12 protein-coding genes are annotated in these 18,488 nt (G+C 39.2%); all 12 read left to right on the plus strand.

Annotated elements, in window-relative coordinates:
* The first annotated feature begins 10 nt into the window (after positions 1 to 10).
* On the plus strand, positions 11 to 1,666 hold the full coding sequence (locus PSM36_RS10825; RefSeq protein WP_161947567.1) for a RagB/SusD family nutrient uptake outer membrane protein: 1,656 nt from the start codon (positions 11 to 13) through the stop codon (positions 1,664 to 1,666).
* A gap of 122 nt (positions 1,667 to 1,788) precedes the next feature.
* Positions 1,789 to 3,111 carry a hypothetical protein gene (locus tag PSM36_RS10830; protein WP_076930907.1) on the plus strand — a complete coding sequence of 441 codons (1,323 nt, stop codon included), beginning with the start codon at positions 1,789 to 1,791 and terminating at the stop codon, positions 3,109 to 3,111.
* A 37-nt stretch (positions 3,112 to 3,148) separates the two neighbouring features.
* Complete coding sequence (locus PSM36_RS10835) at positions 3,149 to 5,080, plus strand: heparinase II/III family protein (protein ID WP_076930908.1); 1,932 nt, start codon at positions 3,149 to 3,151, stop codon at positions 5,078 to 5,080.
* A gap of 44 nt (positions 5,081 to 5,124) precedes the next feature.
* Positions 5,125 to 7,104 (plus strand): heparinase II/III domain-containing protein, encoded by a 1,980-nt coding sequence (locus PSM36_RS10840; protein ID WP_076930909.1) that lies wholly within the window; start codon positions 5,125 to 5,127, stop codon positions 7,102 to 7,104.
* 36 nt (positions 7,105 to 7,140) lie between these two features.
* Positions 7,141 to 9,108: a heparinase II/III domain-containing protein gene (locus PSM36_RS10845; RefSeq protein WP_083711022.1), complete on the plus strand. Its 1,968-nt coding sequence runs from the start codon at positions 7,141 to 7,143 to the stop codon at positions 9,106 to 9,108.
* Positions 9,109 to 9,311: 203 nt separating this feature from the next.
* Positions 9,312 to 9,518 (plus strand): hypothetical protein, encoded by a 207-nt coding sequence (locus tag PSM36_RS10850; protein WP_154671011.1) that lies wholly within the window; start codon positions 9,312 to 9,314, stop codon positions 9,516 to 9,518.
* Position 9,519: 1 nt separating this feature from the next.
* Positions 9,520 to 10,839 carry a Gfo/Idh/MocA family protein gene (locus PSM36_RS10855; protein ID WP_076930911.1) on the plus strand — a complete coding sequence of 440 codons (1,320 nt, stop codon included), beginning with the start codon at positions 9,520 to 9,522 and terminating at the stop codon, positions 10,837 to 10,839.
* A 124-nt stretch (positions 10,840 to 10,963) separates the two neighbouring features.
* Positions 10,964 to 12,163 (plus strand): glycoside hydrolase family 88/105 protein, encoded by a 1,200-nt coding sequence (locus tag PSM36_RS10860; RefSeq protein WP_076930912.1) that lies wholly within the window; start codon positions 10,964 to 10,966, stop codon positions 12,161 to 12,163.
* Between the two features lie 135 nt (positions 12,164 to 12,298).
* Positions 12,299 to 12,613 carry an L-rhamnose mutarotase gene (gene rhaM, locus PSM36_RS10865; protein WP_076930913.1) on the plus strand — a complete coding sequence of 105 codons (315 nt, stop codon included), beginning with the start codon at positions 12,299 to 12,301 and terminating at the stop codon, positions 12,611 to 12,613.
* Between the two features lie 61 nt (positions 12,614 to 12,674).
* Entirely contained in the window at positions 12,675 to 13,802 is a 1,128-nt protein-coding gene (locus tag PSM36_RS10870; protein WP_076930914.1) for a sulfatase-like hydrolase/transferase, read from the plus strand.
* 253 nt (positions 13,803 to 14,055) lie between these two features.
* Positions 14,056 to 15,009, plus strand: coding sequence for an IS1595 family transposase (locus PSM36_RS10875; RefSeq protein WP_076929706.1), 954 nt, complete (start codon positions 14,056 to 14,058; stop codon positions 15,007 to 15,009).
* 212 nt (positions 15,010 to 15,221) lie between these two features.
* On the plus strand, positions 15,222 to 18,488 hold the full coding sequence (locus PSM36_RS10880; protein WP_076930915.1) for a glycosyl hydrolase: 3,267 nt from the start codon (positions 15,222 to 15,224) through the stop codon (positions 18,486 to 18,488).

The raw sequence follows: 18,488 nt of genomic DNA on the forward strand, positions 1-18,488 counted from the left end.
TATGAGAAAAATGAAAACAAAAATTTATATTTTATGTATTGCATTATTTCTGTTAAATTCCAGTTGTAATGATGGATTCTTAGATACAACCCCCTATGATAGCATAGCTTCTGCAAATATATTTTCCAATGATACTTATGCATTAAATGCATTATACGGAGCTTATAATTCTTTAGCGCAAAATTCCTTTGCTGCCAATTTTTATGTTTTTGTTTCAGCATTGGGTCCGGAAGGATACGGTCGTGTAAGAGGTGATTGGGGCATAAGTCAGGGAATGGGAATTGCGGATGCTCGAAATGGTCAATATCTAAATAATTATAGAAATTTTTACAGAACTATAATTTATGCCAATGATGTCATAGTTGGGCTGGACGGAAATGAAAATGTAACAGAGACAGTACGAAATCAGTACATCGGTGAAGCAAAATTTTTACGTGGATTATGCTATTTTTATTTGTGGAATCTTTTTGGTGGAGTAGTAATTCTAGATAAGCCAATACCTGTAGAAGACTCCTACTTACCAAGAAATACAAAAGAAGAAGTCTTGGATTTAATAATAGCTGATTTTTCTGATGCAATTACAAAACTTCCTGCGTCAAATGAAGGAAGAGCTACAAAAGGAGCCGCTGTTGCAATGTTAGGAAAAACATATTTATACAATAAACAATGGTCTGAAGCTGCGGAACAATTTGAAATTCTTTTAGCAGCTCCTTTTGAATACGATCTTGTTGAAAACTACGCTGACAACTTCAGATTTCAGACTCAAAATAATGAGGAATCGGTATTCGAGATTCAATATTCTATGAATCCCGGATCGGGAAGCTCATTTAATAATTGGTTCGGAACCAGGGTTGTCGGATTAGGTCCCGGTCAAGATTATTGTGAAATGTCTCAAAGAGCATTTAAAGTTTTTACCTATTCTGATGATAGTCCAATTGATTTTTCAACAATCCCTCAACGAAGTAATTATAGCAACGATGTGACGTATGGGAATGATCTTACAGACTGGTATCAGGAAGTTTTAACCGGAGTAGATAAACGATTGCATCAAAGTGCAATTCTACCCGGTTCACGGTATCATGGTTATACTGATAGGCTTTATAAATATTATTGGCCAATTTCGATCCATAGAAGTGACGATCCCCCGGCACTTTGGCATACTTTTGGGGACGATGCTATAATTCCAATCAGGAAGTTCGTTACAGAGGGGCAAGAGAATACTGTCGGTCGAACGGAATGTCCTACTAATTTTCCGGTGATACGCTTTGCTGATGTGCTGTTGATGTATGCCGAAGCGAAAAATGAGGTGAGCGGACCCGACGCAAATGTTTATAACGCGATTGACAGGGTAAGGGAAAGAGCGGAGTTATTAGGATTAATATCCTTGAAACCAAGTCTGACTAAGGACGAAATGCGTAGGGAAATTTGGCTGGAAAGATTCCGGGAATTCATGTTTGAAAGCATTTTGTTTTTTGACGTAAGAAGGTGGCATGTCGCACATACAGATGATCCAGTTTTTGGACTAAATCATACCGAAGTAGACTTTAGATTAATGACAGAATGGTATAAGAAAGTATTTCGGGAAAATAGAGATTACTTATGGCCAATACCGGGTGCAGAAATAGATATTAATCCACTCATAACACAGAATCCGGGATGGAATTAATATAAATATTTGAAAGCTATTTTTCTGCCTTTAGAATTGAAAAAATTTATATCGAAAAATATTAATTTGATCAAAGAGGTAGAAAAATAGCTTTTTTTAGATCGTCCAAAATAAAAATTATTATGGCAATACAATATATTCAAATCTTCAGAAAGAATTGGGTGATTATCCTATTTATAACTTTAATATCACATAGTTTAACTGCTCAAACTTTGAAAAATGATTTTATAGAGGGTAAAACAAATTTTCCAATTTTAGCCTGGGATTTTTTGGGCTCTCCCGATTATTCTTTAAAAGATGTTTCTGAATGTAATTTTACAATTGCAGGTTTTATCAGACCTTATGATCTTAATCGCGTTGAAGAACATGGTCTGCAGGCTATTGTTGATATGGATTTAAACAATTGGGGGACAAGTTTACATAGAAGGATATGGCGTAATTTATCGGACGAAGAAATTGACAGCAGAATTAGGTTATTAATAGAAAATTCAGGTAAAAGCGAAGCCATCATCGGATATTTTATAATGGATGAACCCTCTGTACTAGATTTTCCTTATTTAGGAAAAGCTGTGAAAGCCGTAAAAAAGTATGCTCCTGACAAACTTGCCTATATTAATCTTTTTCCTAATTACGCTACTCTTTCGTCAATAGATAAAATGAATTCTCAATTAGGTACAAAAACTTATACTGAATACCTCGAACGATTTGTAAACGAGGTTAAACCACAGTTTATTAGTTATGATAATTATATGGTTCAATATTCAATGGATCTAAAAGAAGAAAAAAGAGCCATTAGCTATTTCACAAATCTTTTAGAAGTAAGAAGAGTTGCTTTAAAATATAATTTACCTTATTGGAATATTGTATCTTCACATCAGGTGCGCAAGAACACGACAATTCCTTCACTTGCAAATATGCTTTTTCAGGCCTATACTTCCTTGGCCGCAGGTTACAAAGGGATTTCCTGGTATCAATATAATCAAAATGGATATAATTACAGCCCAATAAACAAAGAGCAGGAAAAAACTTCAACTTGGTTTTATCTCAAAGAAGTTAACAGGCAAATATTATCATTAGGGCCGTTGATTAATCAGTTAACTTCTACCGGTGTTTATTTTACACCTTCATTTTTAAGTTATGATTTTCCAACTCTTCCAGGAGAAATTGTAGATTCTTTGAATTGTGACGCACCTATGATGATCGGAGAATTTATTGATAACAAAGATAATAGATATGCCATGATCGTTAATTTAAATTTGGACCGTTCAGTTAAATTCACTCTGTCAACTAAAAGTGGGAAAGAAAATATTTTTCTGATAATTCCCTCTAATAGAAATGACCATTTACCACTGGTAAGGAAAAATGACATGAATAACCATAATGATAATTATTGGTTGACTGCCGGGGAAGGCATTTTAATTAAATTTGAAAATGATAATCACTAAAAACACCAGTTAAGTAATTTACAAAATATACAATAGAATGAATAGAATATTTATTTTAATTATTTTATACTTGGCCTCATCGATTGCATTTTGTAATCCTAAACGAAATTTATTAACGGATTCTTATACGAGAAAATTTGTTAACAGCGTATTGGCAAAGGATTATAGTTGGATAACGTATCCTTCTTATTCCGACAGAATGGGTTGGTCCCAACTTCCTGAGGAGGTGAGAAAAAAGACTATTCAAGAGGGAGAAAAATATATTGGTTATGATTGGCCAATATTTACAGCGACGATGTACCTCGAATTTACAAGAGCAGGAAATCGTTCAATAATCGATGAGGCAATCAGTAATCGTTTAAGAGCATTACGATCTTTGGTCATGGCCGAGCTGATGGAAGGAGAAGGCCGGTTCATTGATGATATTATAAATGGTGTGTTCACATATTGTGAACAGACTTATTGGGGATCCAGTGCTCATTTTTATTTATACGGTTTCGGTAATTCCGATCCAAACGGATCGATAAATGATCCATATACTGTATTACCGGACATTGATAATCCCATTATTGATCTTATGGCAAGTGATGTTTCGGCTGATCTGGCATGGATATGGTATTTTTTTCACGAAGAATTTGATAAAATAAGTCCTGTAATCTCAAAACGACTTAAACATGAGTTACAAAATAAAATTCTCAGTCCTTACTATGAAAGGAATGACCTATGGTGGATGACGGGATGGGGAGAAGGAGATGTAATTTTTGAAAGATCAAATTGGATTGTCAATAATTGGACACCCTGGATAACTTCTAATATGCTAACTACTATTCTGCTAATGGAAGGAAACCCAGATACGAAATTATATGGTATATATAAAACCATGATTTCTATGGATATTTTCATGAACACCTACCCTTTAGACGGAGCCTGTGACGAAGGGCCTTCTTACTGGAGACATGCCGGTGGAAAGTTATTTGATTATCTTAATATATTTAGAAAAGCTACAAATGGAGCTGTTGATATATTTAATGATGAATTAATAAAAAATATTGGACGCTATATTTATCGTGTTTATATAAGTAATGGCGGGCATTATGTTAATTGGTCCAATGCAGCGCAAATAATTCGTCATGATGGAGGCCATATATTTCGATTTGGAGAGGCAATCGGAGACCCTGTAATGAAAAAATTCGGAGCTTTTTTGTTGAGAGAATCCAACTTTGGAAAAGAGACGATTACGGGAAATATAGGACAGTCTTTAGAGAATTTGTTCCATCTTGAGAAATGGCAGGATACAAGACCATCTGAACCGCTAATCCATGAATTTTATTTTCCTGAAAGTGAACTTGCTTTTGCAAGGGACAAAGAGGAAACTAATGATGGATTTTATTTTGCAGCATGGGGAAATAATAATAGTGGAGGACATAACCATAATGATGTTGGCAATTGTATTCTCTTTTTTAACGGAACCCCTGTTTTAGTTGATGTAGGCAGGGGAGGAAATGGGACAGCGATGCACAATTTACCACTAATAAACGGCATTGCCCAATCTACAGGAGGAAAATATAAAGCAAATGATTCAAAGTTTTCTTCCTCAACAAGAAAAGTATCCTTTTCAACTGATATAACTAAAGCTTATCCATCTCAGGCTAATGTAAATAAATGGACACGTTCATATACTCTTATTCGCGGTGAAAAATTTTCTATTGTTGACCGTTATCAATTAAGTCAGAATTCAGGCAATACAGCATTTCATTTTATGACAGGTTTACAAACCAGACTTATAAAACCTGGAGTTTTAGAATTACATAGTGAGGACTATACACTTCAGATGAAGTATAATCCTTTTTTAGTGGCAATTGATATTGAAGAGAAGATGTTTAGGAACGAAATTTCACGGATAACTTTTAATCTGATTAATACCGAATTATCAGGGAATATGCTATTTGAAATAGTGAAAGCCAGATAACAAGTATTTGTTAGTGAAAACCAACAAAATTAAATTACATTATTATGCATGAAGCTCTAAAATTCTTTATCTTTGTTGCTGGATTATCTTTTACATTCCTGACCAATGCACAGGAAAAAAGAAATCTATTGACAGATTTTTTTACCCGAAGCTTTGTAGGTGAATCAATTTGTAAAGATAATTGCTGGATCAAATATCCGTCTTACAATGAAAGAGAAGCCTGGACACAATTACCTGAAAACTTAAGACAAGAAACTATCAAAGAAGGAGAAAAGTATCTTGGATATAATTGGCCGCCAATAACAGCTACGATGTATTTAGAATTTACCAGAACCGGTGATCGGGCAATTGTCGATCGGGCAATAAGTAATCGTAGAGTAGTTTTACGCTCTTTGGTTTTAGCTGAGTTGATGGAGGGTAAAGGGCGGTTTATCGATGATATTATAAATGGTGTCTTCGTTTATTGTGAACAAACCTACTGGGGAATGTCTGCAACGTTTTATATGTATAAAACAGGGTTTAAGGGATTTGATAATCCTAATACTGTTTTGCCTGATATAAATGATCCAATTGTTGATCTTTCAGTCGGTGACGCAGCAGCCGATTTAGCCTGGACCTGGTATTTTTTTAATAAGGAATTTGACAAAATAAGTCCGGTAATTTCAAAAAGGCTTAAAAACGAGTTACAGAAAAAAGTACTCGATCCATTTTACGAGAGATATGACTTTTGGTGGATAACCGGATGGGGAGAAGGAAATGTGAATAACTGGACTCCGTGGTGTAATTATAACATTCTCACTTGCATAGCGTTGATTGAGGATGATCCGGTTAAAAAGGAAGTCGGTATATACAAAACGATGGCTTCTGTGGATCTTTTTATCAATTCATATCCTAATGATGGAGGATGTGACGAAGGTCCAAATTATTGGAGTGTTGCAGGAGGGAAATTATTTGATTATTTAGACCTGCTTCATCAAATTACAAATGGAAATATAGACATTTTCAGTAATGATTTGATAAAAAATATGGGACGGTATATATATCGTGTCTATATAGCCAACAGTCCTAAAGGACAATTTTATGTCAACTATTCAGATTCGCCCGCAATCATAAGGCATGACGGAGGAAGAATTTATCGTTATGGAAAACAAATTCAGGATCATCAAATGTTATCATTTGGTGCATTTTTACTAAAGGAATCTAATTTTATCGGAGGAAGAATTGGAGAAGCACTTGAAAATTTATTTAACATAAAAGGTTGGCAAGATACACAAATTATAGAACCTTTAATCTCACACTTTTATTTTTCTGACAGGGAAATAGTAATTGCACGAGAAAACGAAGGTACAACCAGCGGTTTTTATTTTGCCGCAAAAGGAGGAAACAACGCAGAAAGCCACAATCATAATGATGTGGGTACATGCATACTATTTTTTAATGGAAAACCTGTTTTAGTAGATGTGGGAGTTGGCACATATACAGCAAAGACCTTTAGTGATCAAAGATATAAAATTTGGACAATGCAGTCAGAGTATCATAATTTGCCTGTAATTAATGGATTTGGACAAACTCCTGGAAGAAAATTTGAAGCTAAGAATTCAAATTATGAACTAAAAGGAAATAAATCCTTTTTTTCTACAGATATTGCAGGTGCTTATTCGCAAGAAGCCAAGGTCAATAAGTGGATACGCTCATACACTTTAGATATTAGTAATCGATACTTTAGAATATCAGACAATTATCAATTAGAGGACAATTTTAACGGAATTGACTTTCATTTTATATCTCCATTAAATATTCAAATATTGGGACCGGGTATTATGGAATTAAAAGATAATGAATTTACACTTTACTTAAAATATAATCCATTAATCCTTAAAGTTCAATTGGAATCAATTGATATAGATGATAATAACCTACAACGTGTTTGGGGAAATAATATTTCACGAATTGTTTTCAAGATGAAGAATAAAGATCTTAACGGAAATATAATTTTCGATATTATAAAGGCTTTGCAGGAATAAAAGAATTTAAAAAAACAATTTAAATCTCACAATGTCATGAGAATAATTCAAAAAATAATATTTATTATTATTGGTAGTTTAATAACTGTTTTTTTATCATTTGCGCAAAACAAGCGAAATGTATTAACAAATTCTTATACCCGAAAATTTGTTAGTGAGTCTCTATGTAAAAATAACAGTTGGATAAATTATCCTTCTTACAATGATAGGGAGGCCTGGAAGCAATTTCCGGAAGAGTTAAGGAGAAAAACCATTGGAGAGGGTGAAAAATATCTTGCATACGAGTGGCCACAAATAACGGCAACTATGTATTTAGAATTTACCAGAAGTGGAGACCGAACCGCTGTTGACCAACCCAATAGCCAAAGAAGAAGGGTCCTCCAAGCTTTGGTAATGGCCGAACTTTTCGAAGGTGAAGGACGGTTTTTAGATGATATAATCAACGGAGTATTCTTGATTTGTGAGCAAACGTATTGGGGTTCTTCTGCTCATTTTTATATGTATGGCTTTGATGGACAAATCGCAAATCCGATAAAAACTATTCCCGATATTGAAGATCCTATAATTGATCTTGTCGTTGGTGATATGGCAGCTGACCTATCATGGATATATTATTTTTTTCATGAAGAGTTTGATAAAATAAGTCCTGTTATTTCAAAAAGATTAAAATATGAATTACAAAAAAAAGTGTTAGATCCCTTTTACGAAAGATACGATTATTGGTGGATAACAGGATGGGGGGAAGGAAATGTGAATAACTGGAATCCCTGGTGCAACTACAATATGCTTACATGCATATTATTGATGGAGGAAGACCAGAAAAAAAAAGAAAATGGAATTTATAAAACCATGCAATCTGTAGATCTGTTTATTAATTCCTATCCCTCTGATGGAGGTTGTGATGAAGGTCCAAGTTATTGGGGAGTTGCTGCCGGTAAATTATTTGACTATTTGGATCTATTAAAAACAAATACCAATGGGAAAATAAACATTTTTGATAATGAATTGATCAAAGAGATGGGCCGTTATATTTACAGGGTTTATATAAGTAATGGGAGTTATTATATCAATTTTGCTGATGCACCTCTACAGATAAAACATGAACCAAGTAAAATATACAGATATGGTAGAAGTATAAAAGACTTGAATCTACAAGAGTTTGGTGCATTTTTAATGAAAAACTCAAATTTTGGAAACACTGCAATTATCGGAAGAATAGGTGAAACAATGGAAGCACTATTTAATTCTGAAGGCTGGGATAACATAAATCCTAAAGAGCCTTTAATTTCAGAATTTTATTTCCCTGACTTAGATATTGCTATAGGAAGAGATAAGGCTGACTCCACAGAGGGATTCTATTTTGCTGCCAAGGGTGGCAATAACGGGGAAGGGCATAACCATAATGATGTGGGTTCATTTATACTATATTATAATGGAGAGCCTGTATTAATTGATGTCGGTGTAGGAACTTATACGAAAGAAACTTTTAGTTCGGATAGATACAAAATCTGGACGATGCAATCAACTTTTCATAACGTACCCCTTATTAACGGTACTCCTCAAAGTCCGGGAGGTAAGTATAAAGCTTCAAATTCTGTATATAAAACCTCTAAATCAAAAACCTCATTTACTACAGATATATCAAAAGCTTATCCCGAAGAAGCCAAAGTCCAGAAATGGTTAAGGAGTTATATTCTTGATCGGAACACAGGATTCTCCATTAGGGATAATTTCCTATTAACAGAAAATTTGGGAGATACAGAATTACATTTTATAACATCTTTGAATTGTACAATAAATAGTCCGGGATTGATAGAACTGAAAGGAGAAAATTTTGCCCTTTTGATGGATTATAAATCTTCACAGTATGAAGCCGATATTCAAATAATCCCTATTGATGATCCGAGATTACAAAGGGTATTGGGAGAGGAATTGTCCATGATTATATTGAAAATAAATCAAGTAAAAGCTGGACACTATTCTATTAGTTTAAAAAAGGAATAATGAGTCTACTCTAAAAGAGTGACAACAATATAATCATTTGGCTTTAAAAAACCGCAGGCTTATGATTTGAGGTGACCACTTGATTGATGAAAACTCTAGACAGGTAATTATAGTAACATGTATCGTACTATTGACCAGATTATCAACAACGTATTTATTTGCGACATTATAACCGACCCGATTTGACAAGCGTATATTTTGTTATGAAAGATTTCGATGTTGTTACGAGTCCTTGGAATAATCAGGAAATAGCGGCAACACAGTTGAAAAATCTGGGGTTCGACGGCATTGAGCATCGTGAAACGGAAGGTATTCTGGAAATGAAAGTGGTACTCGAAAAAGAAGGGTTGAAGCTTTATGCCGATTATATGAGGATCGACATTGATCAGAAATATGTAAACTGTAAATAATATGAATGGACGCAGGGATTTTTTGAAAAAAAGTACAACAATCGTTGCCGGAAGTTTCATCATGCCGACGATTGTACCGGCATCGGTTTTCGGTAAAAATGCGCCAAGCAACAAGATAACTGTTGCATGTATAGGTTGTGGTCGGCAAATGGTAAAACCGAACATACCTCAATTATTGGAATCGCCACATGGACAGGTGGTTGCGGTTTGCGATGTGGACACATGGAGGATGGACAAGGCGCAAAAACAAGTGGACGGGTATTATTCCGCAATAAAAGGTACAGATTATAAAGGTTGTAAAACCTATACAGATTACAGGAAGCTGTTATTAGATAAAAGCATTGACGCAGTGATGCTGTCTTTGCCCGATCATTGGCATGTCCCGGCAGCTATTGATGCTGCCCGGGCAGGAAAACATATTTCACTCGAAAAACCTATTTCAACATGTATCAAGCATGGACGGAAATTGGTGGAAGTCATAAAAAAATATGGGATCGTCACACGTAATGACAGTGAATTCCGTACCTTAACTAATTTCTGGAAAGCCGTGGAGATTGTCCGTAATGGTCGTATTGGTAAGATACGAAAAATATATGTCTCGGTCCCTCCGGAATTAAATGGCGATCCTTTACCGCCACAACAAACCATGCCGGTGCCTGCGGAACTTGATTATGACTTTTGGTTAGGCCCTGCCTGGGAAGCTCCATATACCGAAAAACGGGTACATGCCGTTAAAGCATACGGTCGTCCCGGATGGATGAGAGTAAGCGACTATTGTAACGGTATGATTTCCAATTGGGGAGCCCATCTGATGGGAATAATGCAATGGGGCAACAATAGCGAATATACAGGGCCTGTCGAAATTGAAGGTTCAGGGAATTTTGACAAAGGCTTATGGAATACGATGAACCGTTTCGATATTCACTACAGGTTTGCAGATGGCGTGGAAGTATTTTTCAATATAGAACGGGCATATGTTCGTTTTGAAGGAGTAAATGGTTGGGTAGAAATCGGATATCCGGATAAATTGTCTGCATCTTCACCCGAAATAATAAACACTCCGCTCGGCAGGGATGAAAAATCATTCAAGGTCGAGTTGAATGATAAAGATGATTTCCTCCTGGCTATCAAAGAAAACCGTAAATCTCTCGAACCGCTCGAAATGGCTCACCGTACCATCAGCATGTGTCAACTCGGGTTGATTGCTATAAAGATTGGCTCAAAACTGAACTGGGATTCAGTCAGTGAAGATTTTATAGGTGACAACGCTGCTTCGACTATGCTGAATATACCTATCAGGGAAAAATATTTTAAATTTTAGGATGGAGTACAATAATTGAATAAGCAAAAAATCATCCATAAAAATAGGCGAATAACTATCCAAACAAAACTTACCCATAATTAAACAATTGAAAAATACATAATCTATAAAAATCGTAATAAAGATGTTTAAAAAATTATTATTATCATTATTCTGTACTATTGTGATTCATATGGTATTTGCCGAAAAAAAGTATTCGGCAGCCATTGATGAAAAAGCTATAAGAGAAGTAGTGAACGATGCAATTGCCTGGCAAACAGAAAATATGCCAACTCGCGGAAGGGCGATATGGAATCCACAGTTCACCGGATGGGCAGATGGCGTATTCTTAAGCGCCGTTTCTGATTGGGCACACTATGATAACAGTCGGGACTTTAAAAGTTGGTATGGAAAAATTGCGGAAGAAAACCGTTGGGAGGTGGGAAACCGTTCTCTTAACCCTGCCAATGACATAGCTGTCTCTATAATGTATGGGCGAATATGGCTGGATGACCCTAAGCCTTATTACATTGTCGAAAAAGTAGATCGATGGAACGAGGAAATGGTTTTAAACTTATTTGGCGGATGGGTTCCTCTCATCCCGACAATAGAACGCTTAGACTATCAGATGAAATATTATCCCAAAACAGATAATCTCCTTTTTGAGATTCCTCAAAACCAGGAGCGTTGGTGTTGGTGTGATGCCCTATATATGGCGGCTCCTACCTATGCTCTTTTTGCCAATATTACCGGCAACGATGAGTACCGGGAGTTTATGAACAGGGAATTCTGGGAAACCTATAAGGCTCTATACGATAAAGACGAAAAACTTTTTTATCGTGATACACGATTCATTGAACGAAGAGAAGCCAATGACCAAAAAGTATTCTGGGGACGTGGAAACGGATGGGTTATAGGGGCGATTGCCCGAGTCATTGACTTTCTTCCTAGGGATTATTACGACAGAAATCGTTATACAAATTTATTTCAAGAAATGATGTCACGTATAGCTACACTTCAGGATGAAAACGGCTATTGGCATACAAGTCTGTTAGATTATGAAACTTTCACCTCGCCGGAGACCAGTGCAAGTGGTTTTTTTACATTCGGACTTTGGTGGGGGATCAATCGCAATTTACTGGATAAAAAAACTTATCTGCCTATTGCAATTAAAGCCTGGGAAGCAATGGTTGCCGCCGTTCATAATAATGGAATGCTCGGTTATGTTCAACCTATCGGAGATGCCCCACAAAATATTACAGCCGAAAAAAATGAAGTATACGGAACGGCCGCATTTGCTTTAGCTGGATTAGAAGTAGCAAGATATGCATCCGAAAATAAATGATGGTTCATACGTATAAGAACCTGAAATACGTCACATTGTGTACATAATTAAATTTCTATCAATAACACTTTCGATGTAAAGAGATACAAGATATTTTTTACGTCTACAAATATAAATCAATAAAACAATTGAAATATGCAACGAGTAGCTTTTAAAATGTATTTGAAACCGGGGTTTGAAGAGGAATATAAAAAGAGGCATCAGACAATATGGCCCGAATTGAAAAAATTATTATCCGGTACCGGTATTCGTGATTACGCTATTTATTGGGACAGGGAAACAAATATTTTGTTTGCGGTACAAAAAATAGACGGGGAAAAATCTTCACAGGAAATAGGCGTAAACCCCATCGTTCAAAAATGGTGGGATTATATGGCGGATATAATGGAGGTAAATAATGATAATTCTCCCATCTCAATACCTTTGGAGGAAATGTTTTATATGGAATAAAATATTCAATTACATACGAATTATGAGTAAAAGAATAATGTTTCTGTTAATTAACTGTTTAATGTTTAATTTTTTGGTACAATCCCAACCTAAAAGAGTCATTTTGTTCGGGATCGATGGACTTCACTGGGAAGCGCCCCAACGTTTGAAAATGCCGGCGTTCAATGATTTGATTAAGCAGGGAACATATATAAAGCAATCTTACGTAATTATCCCGCATCATCCGACTGTCGGGGATTACAGCAAGTTTAACAGTTGTTCTTTTCCAAATCCGGTGTTACATGAAGGAACACTCTTTCTGTCTCCCGAAAATAAAATGATTCAGGAGCTTTTTTCTCCTCAACACCAAACCGCCTTTGTTGTAAATACAACAGCTTATAAATCGGTGGGAAGAGGTTTCTCCACACTGATAATGGATGATACATTCACCGATGCTCAAGTGGTTGATTGCGCCATCAATATTTTAAAAACCCAAGCACCGGTATTTATGCGCGTACATCTTCAAAGACCGGGCCAAAGAGGTTACGATATCTCCCAAAGCACGCCGGACAAGCCTTATTACAGGAATATTTTCGCACCTCATTCTCCTTATGCAGAGGCAATAGAAGCCGCCGATAAACAGTTGGCCCGGCTTGTTTCGTTTCTTAAAGAGTCCGGAATGTGGGATGAAACAGTACTTATCGTGACTTCAGATCATGGGCAAAGCCGTATCGGCTGGCATCCGTTATTTGACGAGGATAGTTGGAAAACCCCTTTGGTCTTTGTTGGAAAGAGTATTGCCGAAGGAAGGGAATTAAATTATTTTGAACATATCGATTTAGCTCCGACAATCGCCGGTTTATTGGGAAAAGAATGGCAAACACCTAAAACGGAAGCGGGTGTTTTTGTGAAAGAAATATTGAAAGGAACAAATGTGTCGGAGTATATGCCTCGTATGTATATTAAAACAATTAATGTGCAGATAAAAGAATACAATCTGTTAAAAGCAAAATTTGTCTTGCTCTCCGAAACAGACGGTTCTTTTGCGAATTTTGTTGCGTTACTGGAAAATCAGGTATTTATCGAACCTTTTTACCATCAAGATCGTATCTTAAACTGGAGAGAAGCGAGTACTATAAGTCATCTGATCGAAACGAATCAAAAAGTTTTGAAGATCATGAGAAGTAAACTTCCTAAAAGTAGAGAATAAGAACGTTTTATGTACACAAGTTTATGAACTATTTCTCAATTGACGAGATTTATAAAACTAATTATTCACCTGTTTTATGATTTTATACTTATTATTAGGAGGTTTCGCGGATAATCATATAATAAAAAATGATTATCCGCAGTTATTCCTAAAGAATTTAGCGGGAAAAAGTTATAAATAAGTTTCAAAAATGCTTGTGCAATTCACTGATATTCATTATATTTACATCGATAACGATATAAAGATTCAAGCTATGAATATCCTGGATTTTGCTATAAATTACCCCGATGAGGAATCCTGTCGGAAAAAATTCAAAGAACAAAGAGACCAAATGGGAGTAACCTGTCGGCATTGCAATTGTAAAGAACATTATTGGCTGGAAAACAAGCAGGCCTATGAATGCAAGCGTTGTCGCGCACGCCAAACCTTGCGTTCAGGCACCGTCATGCAGCACTCCAACCTGCCTTACCGTTACTGGTTCGTGGCCATGCACCTGCTCACGGCGACCAAGGGCTCCTTTTCCGCGGCGGAGCTGCAGCGCCAGCTGGGGCACAAGCGTTACCAGCCCATATGGGAAATGGTCAATAAACTGCGTGACGTGATGGGCAAACGCGATGATGAGTACACCCTTGAGGGAGCCATCGAGTTGGACGACGCCTTCTTTTCCACCGAAATATCCCTTCAAGAGAGGGACAAACCGTTGAAGCGCGGCCGCGGGAGCCAAAAAAAGACCAAAGTGCTGGTAATGGCTGAAAGCAAAACCGTTGAAAACCCCAAACCGGGTAAGAAACCCAAGAAGGTCAGATACCTGAAGATGAAAGTCATCAACGACTTGAAAGCCGGTACAATTACAAGGAATGTCAAAGAGCACGTTGAAAGCACGGCGGACCTGACCACCGATGACTCAACTTCTTACACTAAATTGAAAGAGCATGTCCATTCACATACGGCATCCGTTATTCCACACGAGGATCTTTCCAATGTGCTGCCCTGGGTCCATACCGCGATCAGCAATGCCAAACGACAGCTCTTGGGCGTGTATTACAAGATAAAACCGGAATACTTGCAATATTATCTCAACCAGTTCTGTTATAAATTCAACAGGCGTTACTTCGGGGAAAACCAGTTTGAAAGACTGTTGATAGCCGCTGTAACGTATGCTCCTGATTTCAAGTCAAGAATTTACAATAGGAACTATTGCGGATAATCATTTTATAAAATTCCAATTCTTTTATCCATCAATATCAAAATCTTTAGTCTTTTTGTCATTTTGAACAATTTACAAAATGGAAATAATGTTTTATTTTTGTAAAAGAAAGTGTTACTTTCGATAAATCGGCATCAATGGATGAAAGTAGAACAGCTCCATCCATTAAACAGGTAAAATATGATCCGAGGAAATAAGAAATCCAAATCAACATGAAAAATTTATTACCAATACTGCTTATACTGGTCGGTACCATTTCTATTACTGGCTGCTCCTATTCAAATTCTCAAGAGAATACAAACACCCCCCTGAATAAGGAATTTTTTAAGAATCCCGGTAAAGACCATTATCCGGAAACCTGGTTTCACTTTATCGGAGGAAACGTATCGAAGGAAGGTATAACGGCCGATTTGGAAGCTATTGCCGCAGCCGGTATCTCGGGCATCCAGCTGTTCCATGGACAATTCGGGGGAGAGTGGCCGGGGGTATCCCCACAGATCAAGGCATTGAGTGAGTCGTGGGACGAGCTGATTGTCTGGACAGCCGAAGAGTGCAAACGGCTGGGACTGAATTTCACCATGCAGAACTGTCCCGGCTGGTCCTATGCCGGAGGGCCATGGATAGAACCGGAGAATTCCATGCGGCATCTGGTCCGCTCGCGCAAAGATATAGAGGGTGGCCGGACGGTAACTGTCCAGTTTGAAATGCCGCAACCCAGCCAGGAGGAGTGGCGCAATTACCAGGATCTCTTCGTGATTGCCTTCCCTACACCGGAAGGGGATACCGGATACCGGTTAATCCCGTCCGGCATACAGAGCAACCGCGCCGATCTGCCGTGGAAAGAGTGCCTGGTAGAACAGAAGAGACTGGTATTGGATCCTTCACTGTCGGGACCGACAACCATCGATGTGAAGTTCGAAAAGGAGACTCTTGTCCGTACTGTAGAGTTACCGCCGGTGAGATCATTCTCCCACGCATGGTGCTATTCTCCCGATATCACGATCGCGATTTACGCAGAAACCGGTGATGGAATGAAACAGGTTGCATGGCTGGAGATGCCGCCGGGAAGCTGGCAGGACGACCAGCCCATTTCCATTGCCTGTGAAGGAGCCGCAGCACAATCCTACCGCATAGAGATCTCCAACCTGCACGAAATGACGATATCCTATATCAACTTTTATTCCGCCGCCCGGCAACAAAACTGGGAGTCGGAAGCGGCGTGGACACTCAGAAGGATCGTAAGGGAAGATTATCCCCGACAATCGTCAACCGCATGGGTCAATCCTTCTTCAATTGTGGATATTACGGATAAGATGGATTCTTCAGGGGTGTTATCATGGGATGCCCCCGAAGGGAAATGGAGCGTATTGCGAATTGGTCATGTAAACACCGGGATGAGAAACGGTCCCGCCCCTCCCGAAGCCACGGGGTGGGAGTCCAACAAACTCGACCCGGCTGGTGCCCGTGCCAACTTCGAGGGATATATAGGCCGGTTGTTGAACGATAACAGCAGCCTGAAAGATGGCTTACTGAATGGCATACTGATAGACAGCTGGGAATGCAGGACCCAGACATGGACGGCAGGACTGGATGATACTTTCCGGCAGAAATGGGATTACTCCCTCTTCTCGATGTTCCCAGCCATCTTCGGCTATGTGGTGGATGATCCCGAAACCACGGCCCGCTTCCTGCGTGACTGGAGGGTTACCCTGAACGATCTGCTGGTAAAGAATTTCTTCGGGGAAATGGGTAGCATTGCAAAGGATAACAGGTTAAAGATATCATTTGAAACAGCATCCGGCGATATTTTCCCGGGGGACATACTCGAATATTACAAATATGCCGATGTGCCGATGTGTGAGTTCTGGCACCCAAAGATGGACTCCTACGTCGGAAGCCTCGAGTTCAAGCCGGTAAAGCCCTGCGTGTCGGCAAGCCGTGTATATGGCAAGGGGAGGGTAGCCGCCGAGGCGTTCACCTCCTTCGACCTGTCATGGAACGAGCATCCCGGTTTCATAAAGGACAGGGCAGACGAGCACCTGGCACGGGGAGTGACCCATATGGTGTTCCATACCTATACCCACAATCCCCGCACCGATTTCCTGCCGCCGAGCACCTCCTTCGGTTCAGGTATAGGAACGCCTTTCCTGCGCCTGCAGACATGGTGGGAGCATATGCCGCACTTCACGGATTACCTGGCAAGGTGCAACTACATGCTCGAGAGCGGGAACCCCGTGTCGGACGTGTTGATGTATCTGGGAGACGAGCAGAACCACAAGCCGCAGCAGTTACTGGAATTCCCGGAAGGATACGCATACGACTACTGTAATCCCGATGTATTGCTGAACCGGCTATCGGTGAAGGACGGGCAACTAGTGACACCCGAAGGGATCGCATACCGCGTCCTGTGGTTATATGACTGCAGGAGGATGTTACCCGAAACACTGGAAAAGATCCGCTCGTTTGCAGAACAGGGGATAACAGTTGTAGGGCAAGCACCTGCCGGCATGGCAACACTGAGTGGAGGTGAAGCGGAACAGACCCGTTTCCAAAAGGCAGTCGAAGCCCTCTGGGGAGACGGCAGCCGGAGTGTCCGTCAGGTCGGGAAAGGAAAAGTATACACCGGAGATATCGGTGCAGCTTTGACTTCCGAGGAAATCCATCCCGATATTAATGTCAAATTCTCCGATGTGCGCTGGCTGCACCGTAGGGTAGACAGTTCTGATTTCTATTTCCTTTCCGCCCCGGAAGAAAAGGGATACAAGGGTACTATCTCTTTCCGCAGTAGAGGCAATGCCGAGATATGGGACCCGCTGACAGGTGAAACCCGGGGTGTGACATCTGTGGCACCCGGGGCGCCAAAAGAGGGGTACACGCAGGTTGAGATGGATCTGCCGGCAGGTACATCCTGTTTTGTAGTGTTCAGGGAAGGTAAGGCTTCCAGACTGGAGAAAGTACTCGACGTAGCAGATAGACCACTCAACCTGACAAAGAAAATGGAACTTCAGAACGGTTGGGAAATCTCTTTCCCCGAAGGATGGGGGATAGGAGATTCGCCCGTCAGGATCGACCGGTTAACGGCATGGAAGGATATCACGGCATTAAGCACAGAGGGGAAGGCTTTCTCGGGAACAGCTGTCTACCATACTACATTTAACATGGATGAGAGAGCGGATAAAGCGGAGTACCAGCTTGACCTGGGGCAGGTGGAGATGATCGCCAAAGTCAAACTGAACGGAAAGGAAGTATCCACCAAATGGACTTACCCCTATAGTATGGATATAACGGAGTATTTACAACTGGGTGAAAACAGGCTGGAAGTGGCTGTGACCAGCACATGGTTCAACCGGCTTGTATATGATGCCGGTTTACCCGAACCGCAGAGAAAAACCTGGACGATCAATGGTCCGAAGCAAGGATCACCTCTAAAAGATTACGGGTTGTTGGGACCGGTAGAGATTGTAATGAAAACAAACTAA

It is taken from the genome of Proteiniphilum saccharofermentans, from assembly GCF_900095135.1.
In the GTDB taxonomy this organism is placed as follows: Bacteria; Bacteroidota; Bacteroidia; order Bacteroidales; family Dysgonomonadaceae; genus Proteiniphilum; species Proteiniphilum saccharofermentans.